Origin of the sequence: Erwinia tracheiphila (genome assembly GCF_021365465.1) — a bacterium.
GTDB lineage: Bacteria > Pseudomonadota > Gammaproteobacteria > Enterobacterales > Enterobacteriaceae > Erwinia > Erwinia tracheiphila.
Window position 1 is genome coordinate 3,524,713 of sequence record NZ_CP089932.1, and the last position, 14,742, is coordinate 3,539,454.

The window sequence follows — 14,742 nt, forward strand, 5'->3', positions numbered from 1 at the left end:
CAGTGCCGCCCCGTTGGTCAACTTATTTGCCTATGGTTTGCCCCACGGCAATGGAAGCCGCGATATTGCGCGCGGCCATTTGCACATTCTCTGCCGCAGATGACAAGGCCTCTTCCAGTGTGGTGATTCGGTAGATCACGCTGAAAACGGCATCCAGCCCGTGCTGATGGACTACCGCCACATCCGGCGTCAGACTTCCCGCAATACCAATAACCGGCTTATTGTAGCGTTTAGCTATTTTCGCTACCCCAATGGGCACCTTGCCATGAATGGTCTGGCTGTCGATGCGACCTTCACCGGTAATGACCAGCGTGGCCTCCTTTACCAGGCGATCAAGTCCCAGCGCTTCGGTCACGATCTCCACGCCCCGGCGCAGTTCTGCATGGCAGAAAGCGTATAGTCCCGCGCCCATTCCCCCAGCCGCACCACCGCCCACCAGGGAAAGTACGTCAATATCCAGTTCCCGAAGGATAACGTCTGCATAGTGCGCTAACGCTTTATCCAGCTGTTTAACCCCCTCAGAAGTGGCGCCTTTTTGCGGGCCGAACACCGCAGAGGCACCTTCTTTGCCCACCAGCGGATTGGTCACATCGCAGGCCACTTCAAAACGGCAGTATTGAATGCGTGAATCGAAATCACTCATATCAACAGAAGCCAGTTGTACAAGCTGGCCACCGCCGTAACCAATTTGCTGACCGTGATGGTCCAGTAATTTCGCACCCAGTGCCTGCACCATCCCGGCACCACCGTCGTTGGTCGCGCTGCCACCGATACCAATGATAAAATGCCTGACGCCCTGATCGAGCGCACTAAGGATCAGCTCTCCGGTCCCCCATGATGTGGTGATCAGCGGGTCGCGATCTGTCGTCGCCATCAGTTCAAGCCCGCTCGCCGCCGCCATTTCAATGTAGGCGCAGCGCTTATCGCCAGACAAGCCGTAAAATGCCGCTACCGGCTCGCCAAGCGGGCCAGTCACCGTCAGGCGGATCAGGCTACCTTTTGTCGCGGCCACCATTGCCTCGACGGTGCCTTCGCCCCCATCGGCTACGGGTAGTTTGACGTAATCTGCATCAGGGAAAATTTCGCGGAACCCCAGCTCAATGTGTCTGGCAACCTGCCGGGCGGTCAGGCTTTCTTTATATGAATCGGGAGCGATGAGTATTTTCATATATTATCCGTTCGCTGTTAAGCTCTTCCCGACCCGGCGGGAGCAGGTGCCGTCAAGCCGGATCGCGCGGCTATTTGCTGATTTCAACTTTGGCTAATTTCTCATAGTAACAGGCCAGGGCGCTGTGATCGGCTGTACCCAGCCCATCGGCGCGTAATGCCTGCATCATCTCCATCACCGCTGCGGTCAGCGGCAACTGCGCACCTACACTGTGGGAGGTATCCAGCGCGTTAGCCAGGTCTTTAATATGCAGATCGATACGGAATCCCGGCTTGAAATTACGGTCCATAACCATCGGCGCTTTCGCATCCAGCACGGTGCTACCGGCCAGCCCACCGCGAATAGCCTGATAAACCAGCTCCGGGTTTACGCCCGCCCTGGTCGCGAGGGTCAGCGCTTCTGACATCGCCGCAATATTCAGTGCGACGATCACCTGATTGGCCAGTTTGGTCACATTACCTGCGCCAATATCGCCCGTATGCACTACTGAGCCGGCCATTGCTTTCATAATGTCGTAACATTTGTCGAACAGTGCCTTGTCACCCCCGACCATCACTGACAGCGTGCCATCAATTGCTTTTGGTTCACCGCCGCTTACGGGCGCATCCAGCAAGGCAATCCCTTTTTCTGCCAGCGCTTGATAAATTTCACGGCTGGCCAGCGGCGCAATCGAACTCATATCAATAATAATGGTACCTGCTTTCGCGCCCTCAATAACACTTGCCTGGCCCAATAGCACCTCTTTAACCTGAGGCGAATTGGGCAGCATGGTGATAATCACCTCACACTGCTCGGCGACGGCTTTGGCAGAAGAAGCCACGCCAGCGCCCAGACTGACCAGCTCCGCTTCGCTTTCCCGATTGCGATCGCGTACCACAAGGCTGTAACCCGCTTTCAGCAGGTTTTTACTCATGGGTTTGCCCATAATGCCCAGACCAATAAAGCCGATTTTCATGTTTTTTCTCCTTAACGATGAATTATTTTTTGAAGCGATCGCATAAAGCCTGCGTGGCACCTCGGAAGATACCGACATCGCTCCCGACTGCGACAAAACCAGCGCCCCATTCCAGATAACGTCGGGCATCGGCCTCAACTGGTGCAAGTATGCCGCTGGGTTTGCCAGCCGCTTTCGCCCGTTCAAAAATATGCTTAATGACTTTCAGCACCGCCTGATGGGCTGGTTGTCCCAGGTAGCCCAGTGCCGCCGAGAGATCGCCCGGGCCAACGAAAACCCCATCCACGCCCTCTGTCGACGCAATCGCATCAATATTGTCCACCCCCCGCTGGGTTTCGATCTGCACCAGTAAGCTGACGTTATCGTTAATGATGCGGTTGTAATCCGGCACGGTGCCGTACATGTTGCTGCGATGAGAAACGGACACCCCACGAATGCCCTGCGGCGGATAACGTGTGGATGCCACAGCCCTGCTGGCTTCTTCGGCTGTTTCCACAAAGGGAATGAGAAAATTGGAGAACCCAATATCCAGCAAGCGTTTAATGATGACCGGTTCATTACAGGGTGGCCGTACCACTGGCGCGCTGGCGCTGCCTTTCAGCGCCATCAGTTGTGGAATAAAAGTGGTGATATCGTTGGGGGCGTGCTCCCCATCCAGAACCAGCCAGTCAAAACCAGCCAGTCCCAGGATTTCGGTAGTGATTGGATTTGCCAGTGCACACCAGCTACCGATTAAGGTCTCTCCGGCCAACAGACGCTGACGGAAACGGTTAGGGACGTTTACATAGCTCATCACTTTCTCCTGAAACGTTAGCGCACCAGACAGGGGCGCTTATTATCAAAGGCCCAGCCCGGCACCAGAAATTGCATGGCCTGCGCATCATTACGCGCACCCAGACCGTGCTGCAGATACAGTCGATTGGCCTTCATCACCTGGTCCATATCCAGTTCAACCCCCAGGCCGGGTCTTTCAGGAACCTGAACGCAGCCGCCTTTAATTTGCAGCGGCTGACGGGTCAGACGCTGATTGCCCTCCTGCCAGATCCAGTGGGTATCAATGGCGGTAATTTTTCCGGGGGCCGCCGCAGCCACATGGGTGAACATCGCCAGCGAGATATCAAAATGGTTATTGGAATGCGAGCCCCAGGTAAGACCGAAATCGTGGCACATTTGTGCGACGCGCACCGAACCTTGCAGGGTCCAGAAATGGGGATCGGCGAGGGGAATATCGACAGATTGCAGAGACAAGGTGTGTCCCATCTGTCGCCAGTCAGTGGCAATCATATTGGTGGCGGTAGGCAACCCGGTCGCCCGACGAAACTCCGCCATGACTTCACGCCCGGAATATCCCTGCTCCGCACCGCACGGATCTTCCGCATAGGCCAGCACGTCACGCAGTGATTCCCCCAACGCAATCGCCTCTTCCAGCGACCAGGCACCGTTTGGATCCAACGTGATGCGCGCCTGCGGGAAACGTTTTGCCAGCGCGGTGATGGCCTCTGCTTCTTCCTCACCCGCCAGCACACCGCCTTTTAGTTTGAAGTCGTTGAAGCCATATTTTTCATAAGCCGCTTCTGCCAGCCGAACCACACGTTCAGACGTCAGTGCCTCTTCGTGCCGCAGGCGATACCAGTCGCATGCCTCATCGGGCTGACACTGGTAAGGCAGCGAGGTTTTACGGCGATCGCCGATATAAAACAGATAGCCCAGCATTTCCACGCGATCGCGCTGCTGCCCCTCCCCCAGCAGTGAAGCAACATTGACCCCCAGATGCTGCCCCAGCAGATCGAGCAGCGCAGACTCGATACCGGTCACCACGTGAATAGTGGTGCGCAAATCGAAGGTCTGCGTGCCACGACCACCAGCATCGCGGTCGGCAAAGGCATTGCGTACCTGGCTAAGCAGATTTTTATATTCACCGAGGGTATGCCCTGTCAGCAACGCCGCCGCCTCTTCCAGAGTTTTACGAATTTTCTCGCCGCCAGGAATTTCTCCCACGCCGGTATGCCCGGAGTTATCCTTGATAATGACAATATTACGGGTGAAAAACGGTGCATGTGCCCCACTGAGGTTGAGCAGCATGCTGTCATAACCCGCCACCGGAATAACCTGCATATCAATGATGATGGGTGTGGCTGTCGCATGATTCATAGCGTGTTCCTTCTCAATAACCCGAATTTAACGCCCGAAAACCGGGCGCTTGCGATCAAATGTCCAACCGGGGATCAGGTACTGCATGGCGAGGGCATCATTGCGCGCTCCGCACGGCAGTGTTTTATACAGTGCGTGGGCCTGCTCAAGCCTTTCCCAGTCCAGCTCAACCCCCAGACCCGGTGCGTCCGGCACCGCGATCTTACCTCCACGAATTTGTAGCGGTTCCCGGGTAAGGCGTTGATTGCCCTCCTGCCAGATCCAGTGAGTATCAATAGCGGTAGGTTGCCCCGGTGCAGCCGCACCGACGTGGGTAAACATCGCCAGCGAGATATCAAAATGGTTATTGGAGTGGCAGCCCCAGGTCAGACCCCAGTCATCACAAAGTTGGGCAACGCGCACTGCGCCACTCAGCGTCCAGAAATGCGGGTCGGCCAGCGGGATATCGACCGCATTCAGCATGACGGCGTGGTTCATCTCACGCCAGTTGGTGGCAATCATATTGGTCGCTACCGGCAAACTGGTTGCACGGCGAAATTCGGCCATCACCTCCCGCCCTGAATAGCCCTGCTCTGCGCCACAGGGATCCTCTGCGTAGGCCAGGATGCCTCGCAGGTCTTTGCACAGCGAAATGGCTTCATCCAGCCCCCAGGCACCATTGGGATCGACGGTAATTCGCGCATCGGTGAACCGTTTTTTCAGCGTTTTTAGCGTCTCAATCTCCTGTTCACCCGGCAGCACACCGCCTTTTAGTTTAAAATCTTTAAACCCGTATTTATCCTGTGCGGCCTCCGCCAACAGCAGCATAGCAGCGCTGTCCATCGCCGGCTGATGGCGCAGGTGATACCAGGCATGGTCTGCCTGTTCGCCGGCCAAATAGGGCAAATCGGTTTTTCGACGATCCCCGATGTAAAACAAATAGCCCAGAACAGCCACTGCATCGCGCTGTTTACCCGGCCCCAACAGTTCTGCCACTGGCACCTGCAGGTATTGCCCTAACAGATCAAGCAGAGCCGCCTCCAGCCCAGCAACCGCATTCACCCGCAGTTCAAAGGTCCATGCGCCCTTACCAAAAGTATCGAAATCCGCCGACTGGTTTCCTTTATGTACCTGTTGCACCAGGCTGTTCATCCGCGCAATTTCGTTCCCTATGACTTGAGGCACCGCGGCCAGCAGCGTCTGAAAAATGGTCTCGCCACCTGGCGCTTCACCCACGCCAGTGTGGCCGGCGCTGTCGGTCAGCACCACAATATTGCGGGTGAAATAAGCACTGTGCGCACCGCCGATATTCAGTAGCATGCTGTCATAACCCGCCACCGGGATAACCTTCATGTCGGTGATCACGGGCGTGCTTTGCGTACTCATCACGTCTCCTTCAGAGCGGCTTGAGCTCAATACGTTTAATGTCTTTTACCAGCACCAGATAACTCAGCACCGCAACAAAAGCATGGATGCCGACGTACACCAGTGCGCCGTTGTATGAGCCGGTAGTGGCAATGATGTAGCCAATGGCGACAGGCGTAACAATGCCGGAGATATTGCCAAACATATTGAACAGGCCGCCGCTCAGACCGCTGATCTCTTTCGGTGCGGTATCCGCCATGACGGCCCAGCCCAGCGCACCAATCCCTTTTCCAAAGAACGCCAGTGCCATAAAGAACACCACAACCCATTCCGTATCGACGTAGTTACACACCACCATGATAATGGAGAGCAGCATCCCCAATACGATGGGCGTTTTACGGGCAATATTCAGCGATCCGGTTCTGCGCATCAGCCAGTCCGAAATGATGCCGCCCAGCACGCCGCCGAGAAAACCACAGATGGCGGGCACAGAAGCCACCACCCCGGCTTTTAAAATGGACATGCCGCGCGCCTGCACCAGATAAACCGGGAACCAGGTAATAAAAAAGTAGGTCAAGGCATTGATACAGTATTGCCCCAGATAAATGCCGATCATCATTCTGGAACCAATAAGCTGCTTGATTTGGTGCGTTTTTTCAGCCCAGCTGACTTTCCGTACTGTTTGCTTTTGATCCATATGAATCAGCGCTCCGCCCTGCTCCATATAAGCCAGTTCGGCACTGTTGACGCCAAGATGTGTGTTCGGATCGCGGATTGCCTTCAACCAGATGAGGCTGATGATGATCCCAAGTCCGCCCATAAACCAGAAAACGTGCGCCCACCCCACTGCTGACACCAGCCATCCCATGATGGGTGCAAAAATCACCGTGGCGAAATATTGTGCCGAGTTAAAGATAGCCACGGCAGTGCCTCTTTCCTGTGCAGGAAACCAGGCGGCAACAATCCGGCTGTTACCGGGAAACGAAGGTGCCTCGGCCAGCCCAACCAGGAAACGCAACATAAAAAGCACGGCAATCACGGTAAAACCGCTAAACAAATCGACAAAGCCCTGAAGCAGGGTAAACAGCGACCAAAGGAAAATGCTCCAGAAATAGACGCGCCTTGAGCCAAAACGGTCAAGAAGCCAGCCGCCGGGAATCTGCCCAATAACATAAGCCCATGAGAACGCAGAGAAGATATAACCCAGTCCGACAGGATCGAGACCGATATCCTTCGACATAGCGGAACCGGCAATGGCAATAGTCGCACGGTCTCCGTAATTAAAAGAGGTGACAATAAACAGCATCACCACGATCCAGTAGCGTGCGTGCGTTCTTTTTTGCACGTCACTCGCGGTACCAGTGATTGAATTCATAATGCACTCCTGAAATCCAGCTCGCAGGCTGTTGGCACTCTGAACGGCATACACATCGCATTGGGTATCAGAATGATGTTGGGTTAAACACAGCGATTAAGATTGACTGGCAGAGAAACTCGAAACGCAGCGTGGCGATCCATCATCAGTGAGCAAAAGTATAGAAACGTGGCATTGGCAGCACATCGGTAAAATGCACAATGTAAAAGGTTAAAATCAGGTTTTATTGCAGCATTTGCCTTATTTACTGCGCCCTGGCTCACGGAACATTTGCATTCTGCGAAAGCAGTCACACTCTGTCCGCCTTTGTGAGGTGGCTCACCTGAACCAGGGCTTATGCCAAAAAAGTAACCTTTCAGTTATTTTTTTGTCGGACATTCGCATAATGTTTTTGTCTCATGCGCTTTTTATACTGTGAATCGCAGAGAGTCTTAACGCTGACGAAGGATTTTCATCATTTATGGAGAGATAAAACCTACATTTATTTAGCCAGGACTTGTCGAGAAATGAACATTCCCAGAAACCATCCCCCACTCTATATTCAGGTTCATGAGAACGATAATGTCGCCATTGTGGTCAATGACAATGGCCTCCCTGCCGGAAGTGAGTTTTCATGCGGCCTGCGCCTGAAAGAACATATTCCACAGGGCCATAAAGTGGCCCTCGCCGACATTCTTCAGGGCGGCAATATCGTACGTTATGGTGAAATTATTGGTTATGCCGTTCGCGATATTGATCGTGGCTGCTGGATTGATGAATCACTGGTTACACTGCCGGAAGCCCCCTTGCTTTCCAGCCTGCCGCTGGCAACGCAGGTTCCCCCGCACCTGCCGCCGCTAACCGGCTATACCTTTGAAGGCTACCGCAATGCCGATGGCAGCGTGGGCACGCGTAACCTCCTCGGCATCACCACCAGCGTGCACTGTGTGGCAGGCGTGCTGGATTATGTGGTGAAAATCATTCGAGCGTCACGGCTCTGCCGTTCCGAGGGTGTTCATGACCGGCTCACAGCTTTATACTCTGCGGTATGTTAATTTCTCAGGAAATCATTCACATGGCCCGTAGCAAAGCCCCCAGAAAGCGTAAACCCACGCCCTCGTCCCGACGCGCTATACCCGGATATCCTAAGCGTTTTCTGGTGTCCATTCCGCCCCGGAGCGATTATGACGACCCCGACGAGTTTTTTACGACACTCCGCAGGATGCCATTCGTCACTGTGTCCACCTGGGGCCACAGTTTTTCCTCGATACACACTTCGACCCGCCTCTCGTCTGCATCATCCGCGGCTTTGAGCCGCCTGACTCACCCGACGGCGATGTCGTCCTTGAGTCCATGCCAGCCGATGTGTTTATTATCGCCACAGAATCCGGCATGCTGCCGGTGACCTTCGCTCCCTGGGATAAACACACCGACAACTGGGCCGATGACTGTGACGACTGGCACTATAATACCGGTGCCACTGCAGAGCGATAATCCGCCGCATGTATATCCCGCGCCCGGCAAAACTGCTGTTCACCACTGATGACGCCTGGAACCGGTATATGGATAAACACGGGGACACCCTCAGCCCCTGGACCGTACTCTGCGTCGAGCGCATGCTCGCCTGCGGCACTGCTGCCATGGGGGTGAAGCGATACTGCTGCGCCTCCCCGGACTGCACCCACACCCGCTTCTTCTGCCAGACCTGTAAATCAAAAGGCTGCAGCTCCTGCGGACATAAGGCCACGGAGCAGTGGATTACAGAGCAACAGCAAATTCTGCCCGACTGCGACTGGCAGCATATCACCTTCACCATGCCCCATCTGCTGTGGCCCTTTTTCAACAATAACTGGCCTCTGCTCAATGCCCTGTTCCGCGCAGCCACCCGCGCCATGCTCCGCTGGGCCAGAAAACAGGGTGTGGAAGTCGGTATCTTCTGCGCCCTGCACACCTACGGTCGCCAGCTCAACCAGCATCCCCACATTCATCTCTCCGTCACCCGCGGCGGGCTTGATATTAAACACGGCGTATGGCGCGACCTCTTCTTTAAAAAGCATGCCGTGGAGGAAATCTGGCGCGGAGCCGTCATCCGGCTGCTGCGCCACAGCTATGACCTGATTAACCCCGGCAGGCTGCCGGGGCTGGGGCATATCCACGACAAAAAACAGTGGCTGCGCTATCTGCAGGCGCAGTACGGGCGCCGCTGGAAGGTCCACTTCGCGAAGAAGACCCGGGGGGCCTGGCGGAGCGTCAAATATCTGGGCCGGTACCTGAAACGGCCCCCCGTGTCGGCGGCGAAGCTGAGGCACTACAGCGGCGGCGCGGTGGTGCACCACTATTACGACCACCGTACGCAGCAGTACCGGCAGCAGACGCTGACGCAGGAAGATATGATCGGACGTTATATCAGCCATATCCCGGCGAAGCATTTTAAGATGGTGCGTTATTACGGTTTTTTATCAAACCGTAAACGGGGTAGCCTGCTGCCGAAGGTGTATGAAGCCCTGGAGATGGAAGCGCGGAAAAAACCGGAGAAGCCCGGCTTCGCCGCGCTGATGAAAGAATTTCTGCGCACGGATCCGTACAAATGCATTCTGTGCGGCAACCGACTGCGCTTCAGCAGTGCGCAGGCCGGGAGGCACGCGTCGGAGTTGGTGGCAGAAAGACTGCATAACATCGACCGGAAACGATGGCTTCTGGCACAGACTGCGGGATAAGTGCGTCTGAAAAACAGCTTTCAGGTTAAAAACGCGCCGCAAATGCCATTTTATGACCATAACGTTCCCGATGGCACATCATTACTGCATTACAGACACTGCTGCTCATGGTCAGGAAATTTTTAAAACGATGATTCAGTTTCCTAACCATGAACGCGAGCTGCTGCCCCGCTATCCCAATGTCGATGGCGTGGTGGCCCTCAATCATTTATATGGCTGTGGTGTGGCGATTAATGCGCCTGCAGCCGTCGTGCCAATCCGCACCATCCACAATCTGGCGCTGAATGCCAACTTTGGCGGAGAGGTAATGATCGTTAGCCTGGGCTGCGAAAAATTGCAGCCGGAACGATTGCTGGAAGGAACGCCTGATGTACAGGCTATCTTCCTTGATGACGAGGATGTAGTGCGTTTGCAGGATGAAAAGCATGTTGGTTTTGAATCCATGGTGAACGATATTCTGCAGGTTGCAGAACGCCATCTGAAACGACTCAATCAACGCCAGCGCGAAACGGTACCGGCTTCACAACTGATGGTGGGAATGCAGTGCGGCGGCAGCGATGCGTTTTCCGGCGTAACGGCCAATCCAGCGGTGGGCTTTGCGTCCGACCTGCTGGTGCGCTGTGGTGCCACTGTGATGTTTTCGGAAGTCACCGAGGTTCGCGATGCGGTTCACCTGCTTACTCCAAGGGTAATTGATGTGGCAACCGGGCAGCGACTGTTGGAGGAGATGGCTTGGTATGATGACTATCTCAGTTTGGGCAAAACCGATCGCAGTGCTAATCCTTCCCCCGGCAACAAAAAAGGTGGGCTGGCAAACGTGGTTGAAAAGGCTCTGGGGTCGATTGCCAAATCAGGCCGTAGTCCTATTGTGGAGGTGCTTTCCCCCGGACAACGCCCAACCCGACGCGGGTTGATCTATGCCGCCACACCGGCCAGCGATTTTGTCTGCGGTACACAGCAAATGGCGTCCGGTATCACCTTGCAGGTTTTTACCACCGGACGCGGCACGCCTTACGGGCTGGCGGCAATTCCGGTAATCAAAATGGCCACGAGCAGCGCGCTGGCGGAAAGATGGCACGACCTGATGGATATCAATGCGGGGACCATCGCCACCGGTAAGGAAACCATTGAGCAGGTTGGCTGGCGACTGTTCGAACTTATTCTGGACATTGCCAGCGGTCGTAAGCAGACCTGGTCTGACCGCTGGGGGATTCATAATGCGCTGTCGGTGTTTAATCCAGCGCCGGTTACCTGATAAAAAACGCCACGGCGACCTGTGTCGGATTAACCCGTCATGCTCAGTGCAGATGCTTCGCCCACTGCTCAATCCAGGGCGAAGTGATTTCTTCCGGCTCCGGGTTTTCGCTAGCGTCCACCGTCAGCACTTCTCCCAGCCGCTGTGCGGCCTGTTCCTGCAGCAGCGCATCAAACTGTTTACCGCCACCACAGAAATCATCATAACTGCTGTCACCTAATGCAATCAGGCCATAGCGGACACCCGGCTGATGCCCCAGCTTCTCCCTGATGCTGTGAAATAACGGCGCGATGCTGTCTGGCAGATCGCCCCGGCCGGTCGTAGAGGTGACGATTAAAGCCACGCCATCACTGTAGTTCTGCCAGTCGTCGAGCGTGGCATCTTCAAAAATTTTCACCTCATGCCCCTGCTCTGTCAGCAATGGTTCAGCCTCTTCAGCCACCAGCAGCGCGTTACCGTAAACCGTACCAACAAAAATTCCTACCCGAGCCATGCTTTTCTCCCATTCTGGCGCTTATTTGTGGGGTCTATCCTGAGGGCAAGCGAGATCAAACTCAACCCCGTCAAAACCAGGAAAAGCGCTCTGCCAGTCAAAAGCACGAATGACGTTCTGCCAGGTGCTGTCGAGCCCGGCACGTAAAAATAACGGTGCGCCGGTAATCGGATGTGTCAACGTTAGCGCACTTGCATGCAGCATCAGCCTGCTCATGGCAAAGTTTTCTGCCGCACTGCGGTTCTGGCGCAGATCGCCATGTGCGGTATCACCAATAATGGGGTGGCGAAGATGACGCATATGACGGCGTAGCTGATGTTTGCGACCGCTTTGGGGGTGCAATTCCACCAGGGTGTAGCGCGATGTCTGATAACGACTGACCGGAACAGGCAGTTCAGCTGTCGCCAGCGAGCGCCAGTGAGTAATTGCCGACTGCGGTGCTTTCTCCGGTTGAGCAAATTTATCAGCGATTTTATCCAGCTGTTCAGTGAGGGCATAGTCAAGCGACTCCTCGCCTGACAGCCAGCCTCTCACTACCGCATGATAGGTCTTTTGTAGCTGATGCTGTGCGAACTGTTCTGACAACTGCCGGGCAACATCACTGGATAACGCAAGCAACAGTACCCCGGAAGTGGGACGATCCAGGCGGTGGACAGTGTAGACATGCTGATCAATCTGGTCCCGCAACGTCTGCATCACAAACACCGATTCGTGGCGGTCCAACCAGCTTCGGTGCACAAGCCAACCTGCAGGTTTGTTGACGGCTACCAGCCATTGATCCTGATAGATAATTTCAAGCATCAGTCGTGCTCAAAAAGGCTGTCAATCTGATTCAGGGCATACAGCAGCGCGGCACGGTGAAGAATATCTCCTTCGAGCGCAACTTCATAGTATGGCGCGATAGCGAGCTTGAGCGGCAATTCAGCGCCTGCACTGAGCAGGGCGTGCATTCTGGGCAGAAACACCCACTGCAACCACTGCAAAGGCATCATGGTATCTACGCAAAATGGTTGCTGGCTTTCAAATGCACTGGCCACTGGCGCACAGGATTGCCATAACCCGGCATCCTTTAATGTTTGTTCAACGGCTTTTAAAGCTTGCCTGACCTGCATCTCTTTGCTCATTTTTCATTTTCCGTCAGCATAAAGCGTGGCGGTAAGGATAACATTTTCGCCATTGCGCGTAAAAATAACGAAAAAAGGGGGCACTGTAATAACAGTGCCCCCAATTCGTTCGCAGCAATCCAGCTACATTAATGCTCCCTGCTCATCCTTGATAACTTTGTCCCTGATTGTTTCCTACATTTCACCGTCTATGGTGATACTCCCTGAGCATCCCAGCTCGCTATCTTACTGATAGCTCACGATCTCCGTCCTGGAGGTGTCCCTTATCTCTTCCTGAGAGGTCCCTTTATCTTCATCCTGAAGACCGTCCCTGCAGCATCATCCAGATGTGTCCTGATCCAATCCATGAATCACAGCATCCTTTCCGATGAGGTTTATTCTGCCCTAATATCATAAGCAAACAATACGGCTCAGGTGTATTTTTAAATAAGACGATCACTTTACAGAATACTGTACTAATCAAGACTATGATTTACAATGATTTTAATCTAAAGCATTGAGAGTAATCCGTAACTTAAATAGCGATCTCTTACAAGGTGCGTAAGAGATATCTCACAAAATAACTGTCCGTTCTCCGCAAAATTGATTGAAATATTTAATATTATAAAGAAAATCAATAATATGATTAGACAGCACTTTTCGTCTTTTGCTGCCTGTCTGTTCCAAAACGACCTCCCCTGACAGATTACAGACAGAGATAACTTCCTGCTCTGAGGGTGTAGTTGCAATAAACAATGTCGGTGACAGCTTAAGACGCCTTTGCATTATCAGATGCCCAATCAAGTTTTCCTGCAAACGTACGAAATCATCTTCGCTCCAGGTCTGCAACAGAGTACAGGATAGTTCGTCTACAGTGATCTCCATATCACCAGCAAATTGCGCTGTATACCAGGCAACTACCGAGGGTTGAATACGTAATTCCAGCGCCCGTTCCACCGCATCAAGATTTTTAGCCAGCGTAAAAGGCTGCGGCAGCCAAAAAACGCGGCCCTCCGTACTTTCCTGCACGCACGGCGATGGCACAGTATAAAGTTCACTGCTGGCTGGGGGATGGCCATATTTCCCCAGCCAGGCGTCACAGTAACACCGGGTAAAATCAGTCAGGGCGCGAGCCGTCTCGTCGATCATTGTTTTTTTCACTCGTTATAGCCTGAGTTACACTAAGGCTAAGTTTATAGCAGGCAACCCGCTTTATTACTCGGGCTTTCCGTAACGCAGGCTGTCTGACCATTTGTTATCACACGCCTGCTGCAGGGCATAAGGTCAAACCATGTCTTTAAAAGATTCACATCAGGTACTCAGCAGTCTGACGTTGGGAAAACCAACACAATACCACGATAATTACCAGCCTTCTTTACTGCAAGCCGTACCGCGAAGTATGAACCGGGAGCCCCTTGGTCTTTTTCCAGAAAATCTACCGTTTCACGGAGCGGATATCTGGACGCTCTATGAGCTGTCATGGCTCAACGCCAAAGGTTTACCACAGGTCGCTGTCGGCGAGGTAACCCTTGAGGCCAGCAGCATCAATTTGATTGAGTCAAAAAGTTTTAAGCTCTATCTCAATAGTTTTAACCAAACCCGCTTCGCCAGCTGGGAGGACGTTCGTCAGGCGCTGGAGCGCGATCTCAGTCACTGCGCTCAGGGAAAAGTCAGTGTCGCCTTGTTCCGTCTGCAAGAGTTAGAGGGCCAACCTGTCAGTCATTTCGATGGTAAATGTATTGACGAGCAGGATATTGAAATTGACAGCTATGCATTCAGTACCGACTGGCTGTCAAAGGCGACGCAATCTTACAAGGTGGAAGAAAAACTGGTCAGTCACTTGCTGAAATCAAACTGCCTGATTACCCATCAACCCGACTGGGGTTCCGTGCAGATAAACTACCGAGGTCCGCGCATTTGTCATGAAGCACTGTTACGCTATCTGATTTCGTTCCGTCAGCACAATGAGTTTCATGAGCAGTGCGTGGAACGCATTTTCAACGATATTCTGCACTTTTGTCAGCCCGAAAACCTGAGCATCTATGCAAGATATACGCGGCGAGGCGGGCTCGATATAAATCCATGGCGCAGCAACGTCCCATTTATACCCGCTCGCTCCCGTCTGGTACGCCAGTAATCTGGTGCAGATTTGCGTACCGTTACGCATAAGCGCAAGGTACGCTATTGTTAAATCCTGCCAGA

13 protein-coding genes and 2 pseudogenes are annotated in these 14,742 nt (G+C 53.7%); 5 read left to right on the forward strand and 10 right to left on the reverse strand.

Features of this window, described 5'->3' with window-relative positions:
• Positions 1 to 22: 22 nt before the first annotated feature.
• The 6 genes from LU633_RS18395 to LU633_RS18420 form a co-directional block, all read right to left on the reverse strand.
• Positions 23 to 1,168, reverse strand: a complete 1,146-nt coding sequence (locus LU633_RS18395; protein ID WP_016190175.1) for a glycerate kinase — start codon at positions 1,166 to 1,168, stop codon at positions 23 to 25.
• 70 nt (positions 1,169 to 1,238) lie between these two features.
• Positions 1,239 to 2,123, reverse strand: a complete 885-nt coding sequence (gene garR / locus LU633_RS18400; protein WP_016190176.1) for a 2-hydroxy-3-oxopropionate reductase — start codon at positions 2,121 to 2,123, stop codon at positions 1,239 to 1,241.
• A 22-nt stretch (positions 2,124 to 2,145) separates the two neighbouring features.
• Complete coding sequence (gene garL / locus LU633_RS18405; RefSeq protein ID WP_016190177.1) at positions 2,146 to 2,916, reverse strand: 2-dehydro-3-deoxyglucarate aldolase; 771 nt, start codon at positions 2,914 to 2,916, stop codon at positions 2,146 to 2,148.
• A gap of 17 nt (positions 2,917 to 2,933) precedes the next feature.
• Entirely contained in the window at positions 2,934 to 4,274 is a 1,341-nt protein-coding gene (gudD, locus tag LU633_RS18410) for a glucarate dehydratase (protein ID WP_016190178.1), read from the reverse strand.
• Between the two features lie 27 nt (positions 4,275 to 4,301).
• The gene (locus LU633_RS18415) at positions 4,302 to 5,639 is read right to left on the reverse strand and encodes an enolase C-terminal domain-like protein (RefSeq protein WP_040465316.1); all 1,338 of its coding nucleotides are present in this window, start codon (positions 5,637 to 5,639) and stop codon (positions 4,302 to 4,304) included.
• Positions 5,640 to 5,649: 10 nt separating this feature from the next.
• Complete coding sequence (locus LU633_RS18420; protein WP_016190181.1) at positions 5,650 to 6,993, reverse strand: MFS transporter; 1,344 nt, start codon at positions 6,991 to 6,993, stop codon at positions 5,650 to 5,652.
• Between the two features lie 506 nt (positions 6,994 to 7,499).
• Here LU633_RS18420 and LU633_RS18425 point away from each other — a divergent pair.
• The 4 genes and pseudogenes from LU633_RS18425 to LU633_RS18440 all read left to right on the forward strand — a co-directional run.
• A pseudogene (locus LU633_RS18425) lies at positions 7,500 to 8,009 on the forward strand (UxaA family hydrolase); the annotation flags it as partial.
• Between the two features lie 316 nt (positions 8,010 to 8,325).
• Complete coding sequence (locus tag LU633_RS18430; protein WP_161796965.1) at positions 8,326 to 8,466, forward strand: hypothetical protein; 141 nt, start codon at positions 8,326 to 8,328, stop codon at positions 8,464 to 8,466.
• 8 nt (positions 8,467 to 8,474) lie between these two features.
• Positions 8,475 to 9,689 carry an IS91 family transposase gene (locus LU633_RS18435; RefSeq protein ID WP_046371879.1) on the forward strand — a complete coding sequence of 405 codons (1,215 nt, stop codon included), beginning with the start codon at positions 8,475 to 8,477 and terminating at the stop codon, positions 9,687 to 9,689.
• A gap of 151 nt (positions 9,690 to 9,840) precedes the next feature.
• Positions 9,841 to 10,944 (forward strand): annotated as a pseudogene (locus LU633_RS18440) (UxaA family hydrolase); the annotation flags it as partial.
• A gap of 43 nt (positions 10,945 to 10,987) precedes the next feature.
• Here the strand turns inward: LU633_RS18440 and LU633_RS18445 are convergent.
• The 4 genes from LU633_RS18445 to syd all read right to left on the reverse strand — a co-directional run bounded on the left by LU633_RS18445 (position 10,988) and on the right by syd (position 13,689).
• Complete coding sequence (locus tag LU633_RS18445) at positions 10,988 to 11,437, reverse strand: flavodoxin (protein WP_016190184.1); 450 nt, start codon at positions 11,435 to 11,437, stop codon at positions 10,988 to 10,990.
• Positions 11,438 to 11,458: 21 nt separating this feature from the next.
• The gene (gene truC, locus LU633_RS18450) at positions 11,459 to 12,238 is read right to left on the reverse strand and encodes a tRNA pseudouridine(65) synthase TruC (RefSeq protein ID WP_016190185.1); all 780 of its coding nucleotides are present in this window, start codon (positions 12,236 to 12,238) and stop codon (positions 11,459 to 11,461) included.
• Positions 12,238 to 12,561, reverse strand: a complete 324-nt coding sequence (locus tag LU633_RS18455; RefSeq protein ID WP_016190186.1) for a YqcC family protein — start codon at positions 12,559 to 12,561, stop codon at positions 12,238 to 12,240. Before LU633_RS18455 ends, truC begins: the two co-directional genes overlap by 1 nt.
• 552 nt (positions 12,562 to 13,113) lie before the next feature.
• The gene (gene syd, locus LU633_RS18460; protein ID WP_040465418.1) at positions 13,114 to 13,689 is read right to left on the reverse strand and encodes a SecY-interacting protein; all 576 of its coding nucleotides are present in this window, start codon (positions 13,687 to 13,689) and stop codon (positions 13,114 to 13,116) included.
• A 142-nt stretch (positions 13,690 to 13,831) separates the two neighbouring features.
• Here syd and queF point away from each other — a divergent pair, with 142 nt between their 5' ends.
• Complete coding sequence (gene queF / locus LU633_RS18465; protein WP_016190188.1) at positions 13,832 to 14,677, forward strand: NADPH-dependent 7-cyano-7-deazaguanine reductase QueF; 846 nt, start codon at positions 13,832 to 13,834, stop codon at positions 14,675 to 14,677.
• Positions 14,678 to 14,742 lie beyond the last annotated feature (65 nt).

Bases quoted from the DNA above. Each gene is read 5' to 3' on its own strand.
- queF (WP_016190188.1), top strand. From the start codon at position 13,832: ATGTCTTTAAAAGATTCACATCAGGTACTCAGCAGTCTGACGTTGGGA.
- LU633_RS18420 (WP_016190181.1), bottom strand. From the start codon at position 6,993: ATGAATTCAATCACTGGTACCGCGAGTGACGTGCAAAAAAGAACGCAC.
- syd (WP_040465418.1), bottom strand. From the start codon at position 13,689: ATGATCGACGAGACGGCTCGCGCCCTGACTGATTTTACCCGGTGTTAC.
- garL (WP_016190177.1), bottom strand. From the start codon at position 2,916: ATGAGCTATGTAAACGTCCCTAACCGTTTCCGTCAGCGTCTGTTGGCC.
- LU633_RS18415 (WP_040465316.1), bottom strand. From the start codon at position 5,639: ATGAGTACGCAAAGCACGCCCGTGATCACCGACATGAAGGTTATCCCG.
- gudD (WP_016190178.1), bottom strand. From the start codon at position 4,274: ATGAATCATGCGACAGCCACACCCATCATCATTGATATGCAGGTTATT.
- garR (WP_016190176.1), bottom strand. From the start codon at position 2,123: ATGAAAATCGGCTTTATTGGTCTGGGCATTATGGGCAAACCCATGAGT.
- LU633_RS18455 (WP_016190186.1), bottom strand. From the start codon at position 12,561: ATGAGCAAAGAGATGCAGGTCAGGCAAGCTTTAAAAGCCGTTGAACAA.
- truC (WP_016190185.1), bottom strand. From the start codon at position 12,238: ATGCTTGAAATTATCTATCAGGATCAATGGCTGGTAGCCGTCAACAAA.
- LU633_RS18435 (WP_046371879.1), top strand. From the start codon at position 8,475: ATGTATATCCCGCGCCCGGCAAAACTGCTGTTCACCACTGATGACGCC.
- LU633_RS18445 (WP_016190184.1), bottom strand. From the start codon at position 11,437: ATGGCTCGGGTAGGAATTTTTGTTGGTACGGTTTACGGTAACGCGCTG.
- LU633_RS18430 (WP_161796965.1), top strand. From the start codon at position 8,326: ATGCCAGCCGATGTGTTTATTATCGCCACAGAATCCGGCATGCTGCCG.
- LU633_RS18395 (WP_016190175.1), bottom strand. From the start codon at position 1,168: ATGAAAATACTCATCGCTCCCGATTCATATAAAGAAAGCCTGACCGCC.